Annotated in this window: 19 protein-coding genes; 2 read left to right on the top strand and 17 right to left on the bottom strand. The window is 25.8% G+C overall.

All coding sequences use genetic code 11. The features are described 5' to 3' along the window. The 11 genes from CRU93_RS10245 to CRU93_RS10295 all read right to left on the bottom strand — a co-directional run. Positions 1-908: hypothetical protein (locus tag CRU93_RS10245; protein ID WP_164967667.1), on the bottom strand; the 908-nt coding region annotated here is incomplete at its 3' end. After that, the gene (locus CRU93_RS10250) at positions 889-1548 is read right to left on the bottom strand and encodes a hypothetical protein (protein WP_129104113.1); all 660 of its coding nucleotides are present in this window, start codon (positions 1546-1548) and stop codon (positions 889-891) included. The genes CRU93_RS10250 and CRU93_RS10245, both read right to left, overlap by 20 nt. A gap of 2 nt (positions 1549-1550) precedes the next feature. Beyond that, on the bottom strand, positions 1551-2762 hold the full coding sequence (locus CRU93_RS10255; RefSeq protein WP_129104114.1) for a type II secretion system F family protein: 1212 nt from the start codon (positions 2760-2762) through the stop codon (positions 1551-1553). Then, positions 2752-3273 (bottom strand): hypothetical protein, encoded by a 522-nt coding sequence (locus tag CRU93_RS10260; protein ID WP_129104115.1) that lies wholly within the window; start codon positions 3271-3273, stop codon positions 2752-2754. Before CRU93_RS10260 ends, CRU93_RS10255 begins: the two co-directional genes overlap by 11 nt. A gap of 6 nt (positions 3274-3279) precedes the next feature. Beyond that, positions 3280-3660, bottom strand: coding sequence for a type II secretion system major pseudopilin GspG (gene gspG / locus CRU93_RS10265; RefSeq protein WP_129104116.1), 381 nt, complete (start codon positions 3658-3660; stop codon positions 3280-3282). Between the two features lie 115 nt (positions 3661-3775). Then, positions 3776-6892: an efflux RND transporter permease subunit gene (locus CRU93_RS10270; protein WP_129104117.1), complete on the bottom strand. Its 3117-nt coding sequence runs from the start codon at positions 6890-6892 to the stop codon at positions 3776-3778. 8 nt (positions 6893-6900) lie between these two features. After that, the gene (locus CRU93_RS10275; protein ID WP_129104118.1) at positions 6901-7908 is read right to left on the bottom strand and encodes an efflux RND transporter periplasmic adaptor subunit; all 1008 of its coding nucleotides are present in this window, start codon (positions 7906-7908) and stop codon (positions 6901-6903) included. After that, on the bottom strand, positions 7908-9092 hold the full coding sequence (locus CRU93_RS10280; protein ID WP_129104119.1) for a TolC family protein: 1185 nt from the start codon (positions 9090-9092) through the stop codon (positions 7908-7910). The genes CRU93_RS10275 and CRU93_RS10280 overlap by 1 nt, the downstream gene beginning before the upstream one ends. Further along, positions 9092-9475, bottom strand: coding sequence for a FixH family protein (locus CRU93_RS10285; protein WP_129104120.1), 384 nt, complete (start codon positions 9473-9475; stop codon positions 9092-9094). Before CRU93_RS10285 ends, CRU93_RS10280 begins: the two co-directional genes overlap by 1 nt. Before the next feature lie 39 nt (positions 9476-9514). Next, positions 9515-10690, bottom strand: a complete 1176-nt coding sequence (locus tag CRU93_RS10290; RefSeq protein WP_129104121.1) for a HAMP domain-containing sensor histidine kinase — start codon at positions 10688-10690, stop codon at positions 9515-9517. Then, positions 10665-11324, bottom strand: coding sequence for a response regulator transcription factor (locus CRU93_RS10295; protein WP_129104122.1), 660 nt, complete (start codon positions 11322-11324; stop codon positions 10665-10667). Before CRU93_RS10295 ends, CRU93_RS10290 begins: the two co-directional genes overlap by 26 nt. Before the next feature lie 103 nt (positions 11325-11427). Here CRU93_RS10295 and CRU93_RS10300 point away from each other — a divergent pair, with 103 nt between their 5' ends. Further along, positions 11428-12009, top strand: a complete 582-nt coding sequence (locus CRU93_RS10300; protein ID WP_129104123.1) for a YceI family protein — start codon at positions 11428-11430, stop codon at positions 12007-12009. Positions 12010-12040: 31 nt separating this feature from the next. Here CRU93_RS10300 and CRU93_RS10305 read toward each other — a convergent pair whose 3' ends face one another. The 5 genes from CRU93_RS10305 to rlmB form a co-directional block, all read right to left on the bottom strand. Beyond that, entirely contained in the window at positions 12041-13396 is a 1356-nt protein-coding gene (locus tag CRU93_RS10305) for an MATE family efflux transporter (protein WP_129104124.1), read from the bottom strand. A gap of 98 nt (positions 13397-13494) precedes the next feature. After that, positions 13495-14757, bottom strand: a complete 1263-nt coding sequence (locus tag CRU93_RS10310; RefSeq protein ID WP_129104125.1) for a homoserine dehydrogenase — start codon at positions 14755-14757, stop codon at positions 13495-13497. A gap of 13 nt (positions 14758-14770) precedes the next feature. Next, entirely contained in the window at positions 14771-15979 is a 1209-nt protein-coding gene (locus CRU93_RS10315) for an LL-diaminopimelate aminotransferase (RefSeq protein WP_129104126.1), read from the bottom strand. A gap of 4 nt (positions 15980-15983) precedes the next feature. Further along, entirely contained in the window at positions 15984-16802 is an 819-nt protein-coding gene (locus tag CRU93_RS10320) for a hypothetical protein (protein ID WP_129104127.1), read from the bottom strand. Positions 16803-16816: 14 nt separating this feature from the next. After that, a complete protein-coding gene (gene rlmB / locus CRU93_RS10325; RefSeq protein WP_129104128.1) occupies positions 16817-17506 on the bottom strand; it encodes a 23S rRNA (guanosine(2251)-2'-O)-methyltransferase RlmB in 690 nt (229 codons plus the stop codon). 103 nt (positions 17507-17609) lie between these two features. Here rlmB and CRU93_RS14400 point away from each other — a divergent pair, with 103 nt between their 5' ends. Continuing rightward, positions 17610-19589, top strand: coding sequence for a methyl-accepting chemotaxis protein (locus tag CRU93_RS14400; RefSeq protein ID WP_129104129.1), 1980 nt, complete (start codon positions 17610-17612; stop codon positions 19587-19589). Positions 19590-19778: 189 nt separating this feature from the next. Here CRU93_RS14400 and poxB read toward each other — a convergent pair whose 3' ends face one another. Further along, complete coding sequence (poxB, locus tag CRU93_RS10335; protein WP_129104130.1) at positions 19779-21503, bottom strand: ubiquinone-dependent pyruvate dehydrogenase; 1725 nt, start codon at positions 21501-21503, stop codon at positions 19779-19781. Between the last annotated feature and the right edge of the window lie 183 nt (positions 21504-21686).

The raw sequence follows: 21686 nt of genomic DNA on the forward strand, positions 1-21686 counted from the left end.
TTTTTAATCCTTACAATTGAGTCTTTTTCAAAAGATATTCTATTTTTATCAAATTTCTTTTCTAGTGTTTTTTTGATTTTATTTGGTTTTATATTTATTACTTTGAAGATGATCTCATCTTTTTCATATTTTATAAATTCTAAATGTTGATTAAACTGTTTTATTAGAAAATGTATATTATTTCTTAATTCTTTTTGTTTTAAAAAACTATTTTCATACTTTTTTAAAACAAGTTCTCTTTGTATTGAACTAGATGGAATATTTGTTTTTGAGTATAAAGACTCAATTTTATTATTTAGTAAATTACTCTGATTTGAATAATCAAAATAACTTATAAAATTTGTGAGCAATATTATTAATAGAAAAATAGTTATAGAAATAATAGACTTAAAGCTAAATTTCGAAGAGTTATAAAACTTTAAATCAATACTATTTTTTGAAAGCTTTATCTCATCAATTCTATTTTTTATATTTATTGCTTCTTCAATTTTTACAGGAACTTTTACTAAAAGTCCTTTTATTTTTTTAAAGTATAAATCTTCAAAATAAAAAGATTCAAAGTCAATTAATTCATTTTGTGCAAAATAGATATTATTTATATTTGACATAGGAATATCACTATTTTTAATACTATTAAAAATCTCATCATTTATATAAGCAAATGCAATATATCTATTTTGTTCAATTTTTTTAACATTAAAAGCGTAGTTATTGTTTTTATCTAAGTATTCATCAAATAAAGAAGGAACTATTTTTAATGCTTTTTTTTCACTGTGTACTGGAATAGTGAAAATCTTAACCCAATAAAATTCAGGGGATAAAATAATATCAACTTTAGATGTTATATTATATTTTTTGTTCTTTACTAAATAGAGTTTATCTATTTTTTCATTTGATAGTAAATTCAAGTAAATCTGCCTTTTTATTTTTTATATCTATTAAAATTTTTGAATATATTTGTGATTTGTTTTGTTTTATATTTATATTGCAAAATAAAAAATTATTATCTATTGGTTTATAAGAAAGATAATCTTTTATTTTAAATATATTTTTATCATGGTATTTTTCATAAAAATTATTAATTACTGATTGTACTTGTTTGTATGAGTTATATTTACTGTTTTTGAAAATAGATTGTTCTATATAGAAACTATTTTCAATATTGAATTTAATAAATAAAAAATCAAGTTTTTGTTTTACTTTATAATATAAATCCATTTTGTTTGTATTAAATGAATCTATTAAGAAGTTTAGATTTACACTATTTTTACTTGCTAATTTCAATGCAACATTTATATCAATATTCTTAATTTTAAAGGGAAGTTGTTTGTATTCATCTTCATCTAAATTTTTTGAAAACTCATTTAAGTTTTCATGATTTGCCAACTCTTTTGAGATATTTTTTATTAAAATCTCTGCTTGTGTAAAATCTAAATCTTTTGTTGTTTTATTTATATATTCATCTGTTTGTTTTAGATTTGTAATAATTAATAAAGATATTATTGTTATAAAAAAAATAGTACTTAGTAAAATTATAGCTTTTTTCATAACTATCCTAAATTCATTGAAAAAATAGGTAAAAGCATCGCAACTACAATAAATCCAATAATAGAGCCAACAATTAACATAAAAACTGGTTCAATTAAAGATAAAAAGATAGCGATTTTATCACTATTTGTTTCATTATAAAGTTTTGCTAAGTTGTTTAAAATTTGGCTTAATTTACTTGTTTGTTCACCTATACTTATTGACTGAATAAATGAGTCTTCTATTTTATAAATTTTACTATTTTTTAAAAAACTTGATAGCTTTTGTCCTTCAACAACTGAGTCTGAGGCTTCAATAAATAGTTTTTTGATTACTTCATTTTTTAGAACATTTGCACTTAAATTTATTGATTGAACTACAGGAACACCTGATTTTATTAGCATAGAGTTCATATAAGAGAATCTACTTAGTTCAGATACTTCTATAAGCTTTGAAAAAAATGGAAGTTTTAAAACAATAGAATGAATAAAATATCTAAAGTTATAGATTTTTCTTAAACAGTATGAAAATAAAAAAATCATGAAAATCAAACAAAAAAATATCATTTGATAATTATTTGAAAAAAAATCACCCATTTGAATTGTTATTTTTGTAATAAGTGGTAGCTCTTGATCTATTTGAGTAAAAATCTGAGTTATTTTTGGAACAATAAAACTAAGCATAAAACCAACCATAAATATTGAGATTGTTAAAATAAAAGTTGGGTATGCCATTGCTTGGGAAACCTGTTTTTTTATTCTATTTTGTTCTTTTAAAAAGATTGATAATTCTAATAATACAGAAGATAATAATCCATTTGCTTCGCTAATTTTAATAGATTGCTTATAAAAATTTGGAATATTTATAATCTTTTGTGAATTTAGTGCATTATAGAAGTTTTTACCTTCATCTAAATAGTTATAAACTGTATCAAAAAAGATAAAATATATTCTGTTTTTTTCATATCTTTTTTTTAATAATTCAACTGCTTTAATTAAAGATATTCCAGATTCTAAATATATACTCAAATCTCTACTTAAATTACTAAGGGTTAATGTATCAATGCTTTTTTGTTTATTAAAAAATTTTGAGAAATTAAAATTTGTTGATTCAAGGTTGGTATAGTAAATTGACTTTAGCTTTAATCTTCTTTTAGCTTCAAGTAAATCTTTTGCTTCAATTTTACCTTTTGTAGAATTTCCTTTTGAATCTACACCTTTATATTTAAATAGCATTTAATAACCTATTTTTATTATTTTCAAATTTCTTTTTTATTTTTTGTAGAGATAAGTATTTTTTTGGTTTTTGATATAAAGAGTTAAAAACAAAGAACTCTTTATCGTTTAAAGCAATGATATTATCACTACTTTTACTTTTTGAAATTTTTAATATATAGTTAACTTCTTCATTGAAATAGGTTTTATTGTTAAATGATTCATAATATATTTTTTGAAATTTGTAATTATAAACTTCAATATCTGGATTATTTTTAAAAAGATTAATTTTATTTTCTTTAAAATTTCCATCTATATTTAAAAGACAATAACCTCTATTTTTTAAGCAAATAAGTTCGATAAAGTCATTATAGTCATAATTTTTTAACAGCTGCTCTTTTATATTTTCTATATTATATTTAGTTATGTTACTTTTGTTTTTAAAGTTAAAACTAGGAACAACTAAATATGTAACAACTAAAATTATTGATATTATAATAATTAATTCAATTAAACTAAAAGCTTTTTTCATATTTTATTATTTTTTACACTTTGAGAAATAAATATCATCTTTTGTATTCTCTTTTTTATCTTGACCTTTTGAAATTAGATCAAATTTTTTACTATTTTCATCAACAATATAGATAAATTTATTATTCCATGCATCTTTTGGAAGAATATCGTCTTCAAAATAGTTATTCTTAACTAGTTTTTCTAGCCCTTCTTCAATAGTTGGATAAGAAGAATTCTCTAATTTGTATAATTTTAATGTTTGTGAAATATTTTTCATTTGGATACACATTAATTTATTTTTTGCTTCATCACTTTTACCTGTTAAGTTAGGTAAAACAAGAGTAGCCAGTAGTCCTAATATAATAATTACAACCATTAATTCCATTAAAGAGAACGCCTTTTTCAATATTTAGCCTTTATTAATATTAATTTTGATAAACAGAATCAAAATAATACTAAAAAAATTATTAGTTTTATATTAGCCGATATTTAAAAGATAAAAGCCTCAATATTTGAGGCTTTTAATGAGAAGTTTTTGCTTCTAATATTTTGTCAGTTTTTTTAAGTGCTAATATATAAAATATTGCAGGTATAATTATTAAAGTTAAAAATGCAGAAGATATTATCCCTCCAATCATTGGTGCAGCTATTCTTTGCATTACTTCACTTCCTACTCCATTAATATACATAATTGGAACTAATCCTCCTAGAATTGCAAACAGTGTCATAAGTTTAGGTCTTAGTCTTAAAACAGCACCTTTATAAATATAGTGAAAAATATGCTCTTTTGTAAAGTCTAATCCTTTTTCTTTTAATTCATTCATTGCTTCATGTAAATAAACAAGCATTACAATTGATGTTTCAGATGCAACACCAAGAAGTGCTAAGAAACCAACTATAACTGCAATAGAAATATTAAAGTTCAAATAATCTAAATAAAATATTCCTCCTGTTAGTGCAAATGGTAATGTAAAGAAAATAATCACAGTATAAGTGATATTTTTCAATGCAAAATATATTAATATAAATATAATCATTAAAGTAAAAGGAATAATATATAAAAGCTTTTGCATAGCAGCTTCTAGATATTCACTTTGTCCCGCCCACTCAAAAAAATAACCAGTAGGTAATTTGATTTCATCTAATAATTTTTTTGCACTATCTTTATACTCTTTTGCACTAATACCATCTTTTGGTGTAATATATATAAAGTTAACATTTAAAGCTTTTTCTGATTTAATAACAGATGGTCCCTCTTCATATTCTATATTTGCAAATAGTTTTAATGGTTGAAATCCAAGTTTTGTTTTAATCTGTAAATTTCTTAAACTATTTATATCTTCTCTTTGTGTTGTTTCATATCTTAAACTTATTGGGTATCTTTCCAAGCCTTTAAAGAATGTAGATATTTGTGTTCCTGAAACTCCTAATGAAATTGTATTTAAAATATCATCTTTAGTAATATCGTATCTTGATAACATTTGTTCATTTATATCTATATTTAAGTAATATCCAGAGTTTATTTTATCTGATGAAACAGTAAGTGTTTTATCAAATTTTTTTAATTTTTGTTCTATTTTTAATGCAACACTTTCAAGTTTTTCATGGTCATTTCCATAAAGTTTTATACCTAAAGGAGTTCTAATCCCAGTCAAAAGCATATCAATTCTTCCTCTAATTGGATATGTCCATGAGTTAATCAATCCTGCAACTCTTAGTTTTTCATCCATTTGTTTCATCAACTCTTTATATGTCATTCCTTCTGGCCATTTTGATTGGGGTTTTAGAGTAACTATTGTCTCAATCATTGCAAGTGGTGCAGGATCTGTTGCACTGTCTGCTCGTCCAGCTTTTCCAAAAACAGTTTCAACTTCAGGAAATGATTTTAGAATTTTATCTGTTTTTTGAGTTATCTCTTTTGATAAATCAATTCCTAATCCATAAGGAGTTACAGGCATATACATAAAAGTTTGTTCATTCATCATTGGCATAAATTCCCAATTTTGTTTTTTATATATTGGGTATGCTAAGACTAATGTAGTTAAAAATATTGCAACAATTACATATCTAAATCTTAAAGATAATTTCAATAGTGGAGAGTATATTTTTATAAAAAATCTATTTAAAAGATTTTTTTCTTCACTTAAAATTTTCCCTTTTATTAAAAATATCATTAAAATAGGAACTACAGTAATTGATAAAATGGCTCCACTTACCATTGCAAATGTTTTTGTAAATGCAAGGGGAGTAAATAATCTTCCTTCTTGACCTGTTAATGCAAAAATAGGTAAGAAAGATACTACAACCAAAATAAGTGCAAAGAATATTGGTCTTCCAACTTGTTTTGCTGATTTGATAATAATATTAATTCTTTCTTTGTTTGAAATATCTTCTTTTCCTTGAAGATGTTTATGGGCATTTTCTACCATTACAATTGTTGCATCAACCATCGCTCCAATTGCAATAGCAATACCACCTAAACTCATTATATTTGAGCCCATTCCAAATGCTTTCATAAATAAAAATGTAAATAAAACAGTGATAGGCAAAGTTAATATAATTATAAGAGCTGAACGTGCATGAAATAAAAATAGTGCTGTTATAATCATTACAATTATTGATTCTTCTACAAGCGTTGATTTTAATGTATCAATTGCCTTATCAATCAAAGAACTTCTATCATAAGTTTCTACAACTTTTACTCCATCAACTTTAAGTGATTCAAGTTTCTTTTTTACATTTTTTATTACTTTATATGGATTTTCTCCATATCTTACAATAACAATGCCACCGACGGTTTCACCTTGACCATCTAAATCAGCCATACCTCTTCTATTTGTTGAGGTTACATTAATATTAGCAATATCTTTTATTTTTAAAGGTGTATTATTTACGGTTTTTATTGTAATGTTTTCTATATCATATACACTTTTTAAATAACCTCTTGCAGTAATAATGTGTTCATAACCATTCTCAAGGATAATTCTTCCACCTTTATCATCATTGCTTTCTTGAAGTGCTTTTTTTACCTCTTTTATTCCTATATTATATTGAACCATTTTATTTTGGTTTAGAGTAATTTCATAATTTTTTATAAAACCCCCAATAGAGGCAATTTCACTTACTCCATCTACACCTAAAAGTGCATATTTATAGTAATAATCTTGTAATGTTCTTAATTCATCTAAACTTTTAGTATCAGATTTTAGTGCATATTCATAAGCCCAACCAACACCAGTTGCATCTGGACCAATTGTAATTTTTGCATTTTGGGGAAATTCACCTTGAAGTTGAGATAATTGCTCTAAAATTCTATTTCTTGATTCATATAAATCAGTTCCATCTTTAAAAATTATATAAATTAATGCATTAGAAAAAGAACTCATTGCTCTTACTGTTTCAATATTTGGCAAACTCATCAAATTTGAAATAAGAGGGTATGAAACTTGCTCTTCTATTGTTTTTGGACTTTGCCCAGCCCATTTTACTTGCACAATTACTTGTGGAGGTGAAAGATCAGGAAGGGCATCTAAACTTGTATTTTTAACTGCCCAAATAGAACCTAAAGTTAGAATAATTACTGAAAATAAGACTAAAAATTTATTTTTTATACTATATGATATTATATTTTCAACCATTTTTTATCCTACCAATCTTCGTCATCATCGTTATCATAAAGAGCATTTGTCACTGCATCACTATCAAGTAAAAATAGTGAGTTATTTATAACTTTTTGTCCTTGTGAAAGACCATCTAAAATTTCATATTTATTTGATGAAATTCTTTTTACTGTTACTTTAATTGGTTTAAATTCACTTTTTGAAATTGGTTCAAAAACATAATATTTGTTTGCTTTATTTAATACAGCTGTTTTAGGAAGAGTAAGCATAGTTTCACTCTTGATTTGAACTTTAACTTTAGCAAACATATTTGGGTATATTTTTCTATCTTTATTATCTACTGTTATTCTTATATCTATTGTTTTATCTTTTTTATTAGTATTTGGATATATAAAATCTATTTTTGATTTTATAGGCTTTTGTATTCCATCAAAAAATATCTTTACATTTTGACCTACTTTTATATCTTTTAAATCACTTTCATATATTTTTGCAATAACCCACAATTTATCTATATTTGCAAGTTGTAAAAGTAGTTTACCTTTTTTTACAAATGATTTATCATTTATATTCTTTTGTAAAATAAGAGCATTGTATGGTGAATAAACTGTAACATCTTTAAAATCAGTTTTTAGATTTTTTAATCTATCTATCTCTTTTTTATTAATATCTAGAACTTGAAGTTTATTTAATGTACTTTCATAAAGTTGTTTATCTAAATCTTTTGCAATTTGTAAATCTTTGATAATATTATAAATAGTATCTGAATAGATAGAAAAAAGAGGTTCTCCTTTTTTTACATCTATAAATACTCTATTTGCATTTAGTTTTGTGATGTACCCATCATATCTTGTTACAATATCTGTAATTTTATCATCCATAATAGTGCTATTTGCATAGAAATCTTTTGTGATTGATACTTTTTCTTTTTTTACAGTAGTTACTTTTTTATTAAATAGTTGTTCTACTTCTATTACTTTTGCATTTAAAATAGTTATACTAATTAAAAATATTGGTATAAAAAATTTTTTCATTAATTCCCTCCATAATATATGGCTTTAGATAGTGTTGTAAAATATCTTGTTTTTTCATTTAGTGCAGAAATTTTTAAATTTATTGTTTTGTTTAGATTTTTTATAATTTTTGATGCAACATCTTTAAAATTATTATTTATACTTAGAGTTTTTTCAATATTTTTTTGAAGTTTCATAATATCTTTTTCTATTATTTCATAATTTTTATAACTATTGTTTAACTCTTGTTGTAATATCTTTGAGTCTATTTTTAGATTTTGTCTTTCATTTTCTAAATCATCTTTTGTTTTTAAATAGGCAAATTGTGCCTTTCTTACTTTTATATTTTCTCTATCATAAATAGAAAGAGGAATAGCAACTGAAATATTTACATAGTCTTCAAATTCATTTCTACTATAATAAGTTGCATTAAGTTTAATATCTGATGTTTTTGATGCTTCTTCATAAGCTTCTTGTTGTTTATTAAGTTTCAAATTTTGATTTAATATTTTGATTCTTGGATGTTCATCAAAGTTAAAATGTAATATCTTTCTTTTTATATCTGTGTTTATATCTATATCATTTGTAGAAGTATATGTGATTTTTTCAAGATTTAATTTTAATGTCTTTATATTTGTATCTAAATTATTTAATGCAACATCAAAATTTTTTATACCTATTTTTGTATCAAATATTGAGTTGATATCAACTTTTGATGTTTGATATTTTGTATTTTGTAAAGTCACTAATCTTTGTAAATTTTGTTTTTGTTTTTGTATAAAAGCTCTTTTTTCTTTTAAAATTGCAATTTTATACACCAGTTCGTAAATTTTTGATTTTAATAGTAGTTTTTTATCTTCTAATTTAAGTGATAAAATAGTTTTATTTGTAATTTGTATAGATTGGTTTATATCTAGTTTATCAGTTATCGGGATAACTTGAGTAATCCCGATAAACTGTGTTTGCATCGCTTCTAAATCTCTTTTATCATAATCCGAATTTGTATGAATATCAGCTATTCCAAGAGATAAAGAAGGGTTTTGATATTTTGTAGCAAGTGAAATATTTTCATTTGCTATTTTGATAGATTTTTCTATACTTTTTAATTCACTATTTTTTGATATAGCACTATTTACAAGATTATTAATACTATTTGCACTTAAGTTTATGATAAAAAGGCCGATTAAAAATAGTGTTTTTTTCATTATAGATTTACACTACCTCTAATTTTATGGATTTTCCCATCTGAAGTTTTAACTTTTAATTGATATTGCCAAGTTCCTCCCATAGAGAAATTTACATCAAGTTTATATTTGTCACCAACTAATTTTGCTTTGTCTTCAAATTCCATATAAGGCATACCTGGCATTTTAGGCATAAAGAATTTTATTTTTGCTTTAGCATCAGTTACAGATTTATTATCTTTTGTTACTTTTACATAAAGAACATTACTTCCCATTACAAGTGATTTTTCTGATGTAAGATTTACATCATAACCATTTTTATTAACCGATTGTGAAATAGGGTCTGCATTTGCAATACCAAATGCTAAGATTAAGATTGAAAAAAGTTTAAAAAAACTTTTCATAAGAACTCCTTGTTGTTATTTTAAGGAATTCTTACATAATTAGTGTGAATTTTTTGTGTATTTTAAAGTTAAGGTAAAAGTAGTTCCTATTTTAAGTTTAGATTCCACATCGACTTTTATGTTGTACTGTTTACAAATAGTGTAAACGATATTTAAACCAATACCAAAACCACCTTGTACACTATTTGCTCTATAAAATCTTTTGAAGATATCTTTTTTATTTTTTCTATTAATTCCTACGCCGGTATCTTTTACTATTAATTGATTATTTTTTAAGATGACTTCAACTGAACCATTGATTTTATTATATTTAATTGCATTTGATATTAAGTTATTTGTCAATCTTATAAAACTCTCTTTATCAATAAATAAGTTTGTTGGTTCAATATTAGTTGTGATATGAATTTTCTTTTTTGCTGCTAAAGTTTTGAAATATTCAATTTGTTCATTTAATATTTCATCAATTCTTTGATCTTTTGGTTCTTCTTTTCTTTTATCTTCTAAAAATAAAAAAATTAAATCTTTATATATTTCAGATATTCTTTTTGCACTTAGATTAATTCTTTGGAGATTTTTTTCATTTAATGATGAGCCTTTACTTGTGCACATTAAAATAGCAGTAATTGGAGTATTTAATTCATGGGTTGTATCTTTGATAAAGTTATTTAGTTTAATTCTTTCATTTGTAATTGGTTTTATAAACATTTTTGCAAGATAGTATCCAATTATTGAAATAAGTATAAAAATTAAAAAAAATGATATTAATATTTTCTTTTCAAGTTTTATTACCTTTTTATGAAGAATATTCTCTTTTATAACTACATAATTTACACCAAGATGACCTAATGCAGAGTCATCAATCAAAATATAACTATTATCGATTTTTTGGATTTTTTTTGAAAAATCAATTTTTACTTTAATATTACCTACTATTTTTTTTTGATCTAAATTATACAATGCAAAATCAAAATCTATATTTTTTTTAATTCTTTCAGGACTTATTTTTTGATTTGTCATTTGTGCATAAATAATAGTTGATGATATTTTTGATGCTACACTTTTCATATTTGATGTAATCAAATCATAATACAGATTTGACTCCATTCTAAAAAATAGCCATGCACTAAGGGATAATAGTATAAATGATGAGCCAAGATATAGACTCAAGAACCTAACTAAGGCACTTTTTTCACTTCTTGTTAAAACTATAGCCAACTCCTTTTTTTGTCTGGATATAATCTTCACTTAGTATTTTTCTAAGATTTTTTATATATGTTCTTAGTGTTGAAGCATTTGGTGTTTCTTCGTAGCTCCAAATATTTGATATTAACTCTTCGTGAGTTACAATTTTATTGGCATTATTTACTAAATATATCAATATTTTTGCTTCTTTTTGTGGTAAATTATGAGTTATGCCTTCATTATTGAGAATAAAATCTCTAGTATTTAAAATAATATTTTCATCAATTTTAATAATATTTGCATCAATATTAAAAGTTTTTTTGAGATTATCTATCCTTAATCCTAGTTCTTCTAGTTCAAAGGGTTTTTTTAAATAGTCATTACAGCCTACATCAAAACCTTTTTTTAAATCATCAATTTGATTTAATGAGGTAATAAAAATTGAAGGAGTTGTAATGCCTTCTTCTCTTAATCTTTGTAAAATTTCAAAACCATTAATATTTGGTACATTCACATCTAATAATAAAATATCATAAATTGACGAGAAAAGCTTAGTTAGGGCATCTTCTCCATCATAAGTGGAAGTTACTTCAAAATTTTTTGATTCTAAATATTCTGTAATAATCTCGTTTAATATAAGATCATCTTCTAATAAAAGTATTTTCATAATTATTCCTAAAGCAAAAGTATATCATAATCTAAAAGAATATTTCTACACAAACAGTACACACTAGTACAATAGAATATTTTAATTCAAATAAGGAGAGGAAATGAGGAATTTAGTTAAAGTAGTTGGGGTAATAGTACTATTTTTTGGGGTGTTAAATGCAACAGAATTTAAAGTTGACAAGAGTCACTCTAATGTAGGTTTTTCAGTGAAGCATATGATGATATCAAATGTAAAAGGTAAGTTTAATACTTATGATTCAAAAATAGACTTTGATGCAAAAACTAAAAAGTTTTATGCTTTAAGTGCAACTATAAAAACTAACTCAGTTGATACTGCAAATGAAAAAAGAGATAATCATTTAAGAAGTGCAGATTTCTTTTATGCTAGTAAATTTCCTGATATGAAATTTGTTATGAAATCTTTTAAATTAGAAGATGATAATGAAGGCATAATGATTGGTGATTTAACAATTAGAGGGGTTACTAAAGAAGTTAAATTAGAAGTTGAATTAAATGGTGTTATAAAAGATTTTAGAGGAGAGACTAGATTAGGGTTCACATTAGAAGGCGAAATCAATAGAAAAGATTTTGGACTTAAATGGAATAAAGCTTTAGAATTAGGTGGTGTAGTAGTAGGTGAAAAAGTAGAAATAGAAGTTGAAGTTGAAGCTATAAAAAAATAGTATAAATTAAAGAAAAGAGATTCTCTTTTCTTTAAATATCTGGGATATTTAATTTTTTTAATTCATTTCTTGTGTAAAAAAATGTAAATATAGCAGCAGAATAAATCATAACTAAAACACCAATCCAAAAATATTTTATCTCTAAATTTAAATAAATTACAATAACAAATCCAACTAAATACTTTGCTACAATTTGTCTATATAAACCAATCCAGAATATCATTTTAGGTTTTTTAATTGCTTGCAGAGTTGAAACACAAATAAATAGTGTAACAAAGGCATAAAAAATCCAAACTTCTATTGCTAAATATCCTGTTGCATAAGCTATTACTTCTACATCTTTATCAAATTGTGATACTATAAACTCTCCAAAAACATATAAAAATATAAGTCCAAATGTACAGATAAAAAAGCCATATTTTAATGCTTTGTATATACTTTGGGATACTCTTTCATATTTTTTTGCACCAAAGTTGTTTGATACTAAGGTTAAAACAGCAGTACTTAATCCAAGTGCAGGAAGAAGCATAAGTTGTTCTACTCTAAATCCAATTCCATATCCTGCAACTGCTTTATATCCATATGTTGTTACAAAATATGTTAATATAATAGAACCAATCCCCATAGTAAGCATATTTAAACTAGAAGGAAAGCCATGAATAAAAAAATCATTGTAGATTCTTTTTTGAGGTAAAAAGTATTGAGGTTTCGCAAAATGCACCATTTTAGTTTCTAAAACTTTTCTAAAAATATATAACATATTTATAACTTGTATTAAAACAGTTGCAAGTGCAATACCAGAAATTCCCATGGCTGGAATAAATAAAAATCCATGTATAAATAAGGGATTTAATACTAAGTTTGCAAAAAAACCAAAAATCAATGTATTTCTATATGTTTTAGTATCTCCTGTTGCAACTAAGATTGCATTTAAAGAGAAATTGAGCATAAAAAATGGAATACCACCTAGTAAAACATAAATGTAGTCTAAGCATATTTGTAAGTAGTCTTGTTTTGCACCTAAAAGTAAAAACATCTGTTTTGAAAATATAAAACCAAGAACCATTAAAATCATACCAACAAAAGGAATAAAAAGTATTCCTTTATGAGCATAAATAGAGGCTAATAGATGTTTTTTCTTTCCTAAAGCATTTCCTATTAATGCAGTAATTGCAGATGAAAAACCATATCCCAGTCCAATTATCATAAAAAAGAGCATAAAACTAAGGGACAATGCAGCAACTGCTTTTGTTGAAATAACTCCTGCATAGAAAGTATCTACTACATTGTACATAGTATTAAAAAACATACCTGTGCTTGCAGGAATTGCTAATTGTTTTAGTAATTTTGGAATATCATCAGTTGTTAAATTTTGAGATTTGTTCACATTATTTCTTTATAAGTTAGTTTTGATTGAATAATAAAGCTTAATTGCTTAAAAGGATATTTAAAAATTATTTTGGTTTTTATATATAAAATAGAAGCTTATGCTTCTATTCTAATCATCGCAGGTTTATGAGTTACTACTTTAGTTTTTTCAATTTCTGCAATTGCTTTTAATATGTCTTTTTCAATTGAAGTGTGTGTTGCCAATAAAATATTTGCTTTTTCATTATCTAATGGTTTTTGAAGCATCTTTTCTATTGAAATACCACAATCTCCAAGTATTGTTGAGATTTTTGCTAATACGCCAGTTTTATCTGTAACTTCAAGTCTTAGATAATATTTTGTTTTAATCTCATCTTTTGGAAGTAATGATAGTTTTTCTCCATAATCTTGTTCAAATCCAAGCATAGGAGAACCTTTGCCTCTTCTTGCAATATCAACAAGATTTGCAATTACTGCACTTGCAGTTGCATCTCCACCTGCACCTGGTCCATAATACATTGTTTCACCAACTTTATCACCAATTACAGAAATACCATTCATCACACCATCAACTTTAGCAATCATCTCATCTTTTGGTACAAAAGCAGGGTGAACTCTAAGTTCAATATTATTCCCTTCTCTTTTTGCAATACCAAGAAGTTTTATTGAGTAGTTGAACTCTTTTGCAAATTCTATATCATGCTTAGTAATATTTTGAATACCTTCAATTAAAATATCTTCAGGTTTTGCATCAATTCCATAAGCAATAGAACCAAGAATTAGAAGTTTGTGTGCAGCATCAAAACCACCAACATCAAAAGTAGGATCAGATTCTGCATATCCTAAATCTTGAGCTTCTTTTAGAATTTCATCGTATTGTACACCTTCATTTATCATTTTTGTTAGCATATAATTACAAGTTCCATTCATAATACCTTGAATTGAAACAATATTATTTGCAGTTAATCCTTCTCTTAGGGCATTAATAATAGGAATACCACCTGCAACAGCTGCTTCATATTCAAAAGGTATATCTTGTGCAAATTCTTCTAATTCATATCTATGATATGCTAAAAGTGCTTTATTTGCTGTAACAACTGCTTTTTTATTTGTCAAGGCTTTCTTTACAATCTCATAAGGTTTTTCAACCCCACCCATTAATTCAACAACAATATCTATTGAGTCATCATTTAAAACTTTTTCTAAATTATCAGTTAACTCAATTGATACATTTCTTTTTTTATCTAAATTATTAACAACTCCAATTGTTGGCACTAGTTCAACTCCAGCTCTAGCTGTAATAATTTCTTTATTATTTTTTAAAATATTTGCTACGCTTGAACCTACAGTTCCTACACCAATAATTGCTATTTTTAACATTTTTTGTCCTATATTATAAAGTTTTTAAATATTTTTTTATATTTTTTGCTGCTTGTCTTATTCTTTTTTCATTTTCAATTAGGGCAATTCTTACATATTTATCACCATATTTACCAAAACCAATACCTGGACTTACTGCAACTTTTGCTTCAGTTAGAAGTTGTTTTGAAAACTCCATACTTCCAAGATGTTGAGCTTTTTGCGGAATTTTTGCCCAGATGAACATTGAAGCATTTGGTGTTCCCATTTCCCAACCAGCATCTTTAAATGCTTCAATCATAATATCTCGTCTATGATAATATTTATCTATATGCTCTTGAACACAATCTTGTGGACCATCAAGTGCAATTGTTGCAGCAACTTGAATTGGTGTAAACATACCATAATCAAGCCATGACTTGATTCTTTTTAATGCCCCTACAAGTTTTTCATTACCTACAATAAAACCAACTCTCCATCCTGCCATATTATATGATTTTGATAGAGTAAAGCTTTCAACTGCAACATCAATTGCGCCTTTTGCTTGGAATATTGATGGTGTTTTGTATCCATCAAAAGTAATATCCGCATATGCAATATCAGAGATAATATAAAATCTCTCTTTTTTAGCCATATCAACTAATCTTTGATAAAACTCAGGTCTTACAGTTGCACAAGTTGGATTGTGAGGAAAGTTTACAACTACATATTTAACTTTTGGGATTGATTCATCAACAGTTTTTTGTAATCTTTGAAAAAATAACTCTTCATCTACTTTATACTCTTCATCAAATGAAAGTTCAAATTTATGAATTGCTGCACCTGCAAGCATAAACGCATATGAATGAATTGGATAAGTTGGGTCTGGAACAACTGCCACATCACCAACATTAACAATTGCTTGAACTAAGTGAACATATCCTTCTTTACTACCCATTGTTGCACAAGCATGTTTATTTGGGTCAAGTCCTTCAACTCCAAATTTTCTTTTATACCAGTTACAAATAGCAAGTCTTAATTTATAAATACCCGCACTTGCACTGTATCCATGGTTTTTAGGTTTATCTGCAGTCTCTTTTAATTTATCAATAATATGTTGAGGCGCTGGTCCATCTGGATTACCCATTGAAAAATCTATTATATCTTCGCCTCTTCTTCTAGCTTCCATTTTTATGTTATTTACTTCTGCAAACACATAGTTTGGAAGTCTTTTCATTCTTTCAAATTCAATTTCAGGAAACACTTTATTACTCCTTAGTAATTATTGTCAACCCACGTTTTATATTTATTAGTGTGTATAGGTCGTCAATTTTTATATATTTAGTATTAACTGGCACTTCAAGGTTTAACTTTTTATGCAACTTATTCTGTTTTACGATATCAAGAATATTTAAATCTTTATCATAAAAAACTACTTTTGGAAACCAGTTATTTAATACTTTCGAAATAATTATTAATTTGCTGATATTCTCATCTAATTTAATCAAATAAGGTTTAAGTGGCTTTGTTAGGTACTTTTTCTCATTTGATGTCATTAAAATAGAATTATTCAGTTTTGAAAATGTTGTATCAATACTGTATTCCCATCTATCCTCTCCCTCTCTATTAATATTAGCAACTCTACAATTTTGTTTGTATAATTCGTTTGCTAAAATGAGAGGGTCGATGGCGGCTGCAGTTTTGAGTTTTATTTCCCAGTTTAGATTTTGAGTGTCATATTTGAGTGTTTGCGTGAAGTAATAATAAAAACCTAAAGATTTTAATGTATCTTTTAAAATCTTTAATGATTTTATTGGAGCACTATTTGTGTTAAATCTGATATAAATATTTTCTGGCTTATTAAGCTTCAGCTTTAAAAGGCCATTTTCTTGAAGCTTTTTTATAACTTTTATATAATCAATACTTTTACCAATAAAATAATCTGATTCATTTTTGAAAATGTAATTTATTAGGTTTTTATGTTTTAAATACTCATATTTACCCATTAAATTTTCAATTTTATCATTTAAAGTATTTGCATATAGTGTTAAAGTAAATAAGCTTAAAAGAAATATTTTTTTTATCATGACCAACTTCTATTTTATTTTTTTAGATTGTATATTAAAATTCCTGCTGCAACTGAAACATTTAATGAATCAAATTCATGCTCCATTCCAATTGAAACTTTCAAGTCAAGTTTTTTAATCACTTTTTTTGAAAGACCTTCTCCTTCACTACCTAGATATAAAGCAACTTTATCACTTTTATCAATAGTGCCATATTTTTTTAGGTCAGTTCCATCCATTGTTGCACCAATTAATGCAAATCCACACTGTTTTAGTTCATTTGCTAAATCAATACTACTTGGATAAAGACCAAATGGTATATCAAGCATCGCACCTGCACTTGTTCTTATTAAGCCTGAATTATTCAATGTCTTAACATTTGATGCAACTATTGCATCTACTCCTAAAGAGTAAGCAGATCGTGCTATTGCACCTATATTTCCTACATCCGTTAAACCATCAAGAACTAAGATAAAATTCATATCTTTTATATCTTTAATTGGAGTGTATTCAAACTCTTTCAATCTTAGAAAAAAACCTTGATGATTACCACTTTGTGCTAGTCCTTGAGCTTTTTTATTATCAATTTTGATGATTTTTTTTCCAAGTTTTAGGAATTTAGAAAATAATTTTTGATCTATCTCTTTAGAAAAAATTACCTCTTCTATTAAATGAGGGTGTTTTTCAAGTACATAAAGTACAATTTGTTTTCCATAAATTATCATGGCTAGATTTTATCTAAAAGTAGTTAATAATCCTCTTTAAACATACCTTGATTATTCCATTAAATTGTATTATAATATTTTGACATTATTTAAAGGCAAGAAATTGGAAAATATATCACAAGATTATATTAAAGTAGTAAATGCAAGTGAATCTAGTTTAAATGAAGAACTGATTAATAGTTTAAACTTCCAAAGTTTGCCACCAAAGTTAATTATTGGGTTCGTTTCTCCTCATCTTGATTTTGCCTCAATTGTAAATAAACTAAAATCAAATTTATCAGATTCTACAAAGTTGATTTTAACATCAACTGCAGGTGAATTATGTACATTTAATTTTGATGAAAAAAGAAATAAACTTTACAATGATGCAAGTTCAACATGGGATAATATAGTTCTTCAAAGTTTTAGTAATGAAGTCATTGAAGAGCTTAAAATAGAGTCAGTTGAGTTATTTAGTGAAAATATAAAAGAACAAACAATTTCACATAATAATAGAATTGAAAAGATAAAAGATGAGATAAATAAAATAAATTTACCTTTTAAAATAAGACATGAAAATACAATAGCTTTAACATTTATTGATGGTTTGTCAAATAGTGAAAGTTTCTTCACTGAAGCAGTATATAAAAGTGGCAAAATACCTTGCCTTTTAATAGGTGGTTCATCTGGTGGAAAGTTAGATTTTAAAAATACTTTTATATATAATGATGAAACTATTGTCAAGAATAAAGCAATTGTTACGTTCATAAAATTTAAACCACAAATTAAGTTTGGTGTATTTAAATCGCAAAGTTGTGAAGATACTAAACTATCATTTCTAGTAGCACAAGCTAACTTATTAGATAGAACAGTTACAAGTGTATTAAGTACTAAAACAAATGAAATTGTTAATATTGTGAAAGCTTTATGTCAAAGTTTTTCTTGTTCAAAGGATAGATTACCTGAACTTTTAAAAGAGTACACTTTTGCAATAAAAATAAATGGTGAAAATTATATACGTTCAGTTGCAAATGTGGATATTGAAAATGACAAAATATCCTTTTTCTGTGATGTAGCATTTGGTGATGTGTTATATTTAGTAAAAAGTAAAGAGTTTACTCAAATAACACAAAATGATTATAAAAAATTTACTTCAACAAAAAAACAAAAACCTCTAGGTGCATTATTTAATGATTGTATTTTAAGAAGATTATTAAATCAAGATAAGTTAGACTCTTTAAATACTTTCAATGATATTCCAGTTGCTGGTTGTTCAACATTTGGAGAACTTCTTGGTTTAAATATAAATCAAACATTAACTGCACTATTTTTATATAAAGTAGAAGAAAATGAAGATTTCTATGATGAATATACAGAAAATTTTATAAATCATTACTCTTCATATGTAGCTTATTATAAACAAAGAGAAATATATCAATATCAACTTTTATCAAGAGTTAGAACAACACTATTAAATAGTCTTAAAGATGCCTTTCCTTTAATTCAAGAGATGGTAACGATTATAAATTTTGTATATAAAAATACAAAAGAAGGAAATGAAATTATTCAAAATGTAATCAAAAAATTTGAGTCATTTTCAAATGACATAATGAATAATGTTCAAACAAATGAAAGATTAGTTGAAGAGACTAAAGAGTTAACTAAAAATGCAGATGATATTAAAAAAGTAATGTCATCAATTTCTGAAATTGCAATTCAAACAAATTTATTGGCATTAAATGCAGCAATTGAGGCTTCAAGAGCAGGCGAGTATGGTAATGGATTTAAAGTAGTTGCCGATGAAGTAAAAAAACTAGCAAAAAAGACACAAACAAGTTTAACTCATAGTAATAAGTCAGTTGATGTTGCTACAGTAGGAATAAATGAAATATCAAAGACAATAAATACAGCTAGTGACAAGTTACATGCAGTATCTTCTGAAGTAACTACAATAAATGAGTCTTTTTCAACAATTCAAAATAATTCAGATGAGACAAACAATCTAATTAGTGAGAAAATGAATCAATTTGAAAGATTAGTTGATAGTTTAAATACATTAGAACAGATTCAAAAAAATCTAGAAAAATTAGAGGAAAACGTATAAAATAATGAAGCTATTGTCAAAAATAAAGCAATCATCACATTTATAAAATTTAAACCACAAATTAGGTTTGATATTTTTAATATTATAGCTACATTATGTAATAATTTTTTTTGTTGCATATTTCCCAGATAGGAGATATAAAATTATAAAAGGATAAAGTATAATAAATACTTTATCAAAAAGAGAATATTATCTTAATATATTCTCTTTTGCTACTTCTATTAGTTCATCACCTTTACCATTTATAATAGCTCTTATCATATATATTCCAAATCCTTTTGCATTCTCAAAATCGATTTTTGGAGGCATTGTTAACTCTTGTTTTGCTGTTGTCACATCTAATAAAGCTGCTCCGTCATATTGTAAAAACTCTTTTATTGTATTTTCTAATTCTTCTGGTTCTTCAACTCTAAAACTTTTTACTCCAACTGCTTTTGCAATTGCTGAGAAATCAGGGTTTTCTAGTTCTGTGTTATCATATAAGTAACCACCAGCTTTCATCTCAATAGCCACAAATCCCAATGAGCTATTATCATAAATAACAATTTTTGCTTTTATTTTGTGCTGAATAAGTGTTAGAAAATCTCCCATTAACATAGCAAAACCACCATCTCCACATAAAGCAATAACCTCTTTATTGGGAGAACTTACTTTTGCCCCAATTGCTTGTGGAAGAGCACTTGCCATTGAACCATGGTTAAAAGAACCTATAAGTTTTCTTTTTCCATTCATATTTATATATCTTGCGGCCCAAACAGTAGGAGTACCTACATCACAAGTAAATATTGCATCTTCACTTGCATGTTTATCTATAAGTTTTGTTAAGTATTGAGGATGAATTAATCCACTTTTACTATTCCCACTTGCTAATTTATCAAAATTTTCAACTGTATTTCTATAATGTTTTAATGCACTTTTTAAAAATGAATTATTATCTTTTTTATTAATTCTTGGTATTAGCATTTCCAAACTTGATTTTATATCACCAACCATACCTAAATCAATTTGAGTATGTCTTCCCAAGGCTTCAGGCTTAATATCAATTTGAACTATTTTTGCATTTTCAGGATAAAAAGCTTTATATGGAAATCCAGAACCTAAAACAAGTACTACATCAGAATTTTCCATAGCATAATACCCTGATTCGTATCCTATAAGTCCTGTCATTCCTACACTATTTGGGTTATTACCTTCGATGTACTCTTTTCCTCCAAGAGCATGAACAACTGGTGCATTTAAAAGATGTGCTAATTTAACTATTTCATCATGTGAATCAATACAGCCTGCTCCACACATAAAAGTTACTTTTTCATTTTCATTTAAAATTTTTGCAAGCTCAATTATATCACCTTCATCTGGTAGTACTTTTGGTAAATGAGGTTCATTCCATATTAATTTTGAACTCTCTGGCATTGGTGAGAGCATTGTATCACCTGGAATAACGATTACACTCACACCTTTTTTTAAAATAGCTTGTCTAATTGCTGTTTCCAAGATATGTGGCATTTGTTCTGGATTTGTAACTAATTCACAAAAAACGCTACACTCTTTAAATAACTCTTGTGGATGTGTTTCTTGAAAATAACCACTTCCTATTTCAGTTGAAGGAATGTGAGAAGCAATTGCTAAAACAGGAACACCTTTTCTCTGGCAATCAAAAAGACCATTTATAAGATGTAAGTTTCCTGGACCAGAAGAACCTGCACAAACTGCAATCTTACCACTAACTTTTGCATCAGCTCCTGCTGCAAAAGCTGCTGTTTCTTCGTGTCTTGTTCCTATCCACTCAATATCTCCTAATTTTTTTAAACTATCACTTAATCCATTTAAAGAATCACCTGTGATTCCCCATATTCTTTTTATTCCAACTTTTTTTAAAAGTTTTGCGAAATACATTGCAATGTTATCATTCATAAAAAATCCTTTATAATAATTGACATATGCTCATTATAATCTTTTTCTTTTTATTTTTTATTAACTCTGTTTTGTAATTTTAGAATTTATTTTTTAACTGTAAAAGTTATTTTATTAACTTTAATAAAATTTGAAAGAATTGTTTAATAGTAGCTTTTAATAAGAAAATATACAAAAATATAG

The sequence above is a fragment of the Arcobacter sp. CECT 8985 genome (assembly GCF_004116495.1).
GTDB lineage: Bacteria > Campylobacterota > Campylobacteria > Campylobacterales > Arcobacteraceae > Malaciobacter.

Coding starts and splice junctions, on each gene's coding strand:
- CRU93_RS10250 (WP_129104113.1), bottom strand. CDS start 1,548: ATGAAAAAAGCTATAATTTTACTAAGTACTATTTTTTTTATAACAATA.
- CRU93_RS10255 (WP_129104114.1), bottom strand. CDS start 2,762: ATGCTATTTAAATATAAAGGTGTAGATTCAAAAGGAAATTCTACAAAA.
- CRU93_RS10260 (WP_129104115.1), bottom strand. CDS start 3,273: ATGAAAAAAGCTTTTAGTTTAATTGAATTAATTATTATAATATCAATA.
- CRU93_RS10270 (WP_129104117.1), bottom strand. CDS start 6,892: ATGGTTGAAAATATAATATCATATAGTATAAAAAATAAATTTTTAGTC.
- CRU93_RS10275 (WP_129104118.1), bottom strand. CDS start 7,908: ATGAAAAAATTTTTTATACCAATATTTTTAATTAGTATAACTATTTTA.
- CRU93_RS10280 (WP_129104119.1), bottom strand. CDS start 9,092: ATGAAAAAAACACTATTTTTAATCGGCCTTTTTATCATAAACTTAAGT.
- CRU93_RS10285 (WP_129104120.1), bottom strand. CDS start 9,475: ATGAAAAGTTTTTTTAAACTTTTTTCAATCTTAATCTTAGCATTTGGT.
- CRU93_RS10295 (WP_129104122.1), bottom strand. CDS start 11,324: ATGAAAATACTTTTATTAGAAGATGATCTTATATTAAACGAGATTATT.
- CRU93_RS10300 (WP_129104123.1), top strand. CDS start 11,428: ATGAGGAATTTAGTTAAAGTAGTTGGGGTAATAGTACTATTTTTTGGG.
- CRU93_RS10310 (WP_129104125.1), bottom strand. CDS start 14,757: ATGTTAAAAATAGCAATTATTGGTGTAGGAACTGTAGGTTCAAGCGTA.
- CRU93_RS10320 (WP_129104127.1), bottom strand. CDS start 16,802: ATGATAAAAAAAATATTTCTTTTAAGCTTATTTACTTTAACACTATAT.
- rlmB (WP_129104128.1), bottom strand. CDS start 17,506: ATGATAATTTATGGAAAACAAATTGTACTTTATGTACTTGAAAAACAC.
- poxB (WP_129104130.1), bottom strand. CDS start 21,503: ATGAATGATAACATTGCAATGTATTTCGCAAAACTTTTAAAAAAAGTT.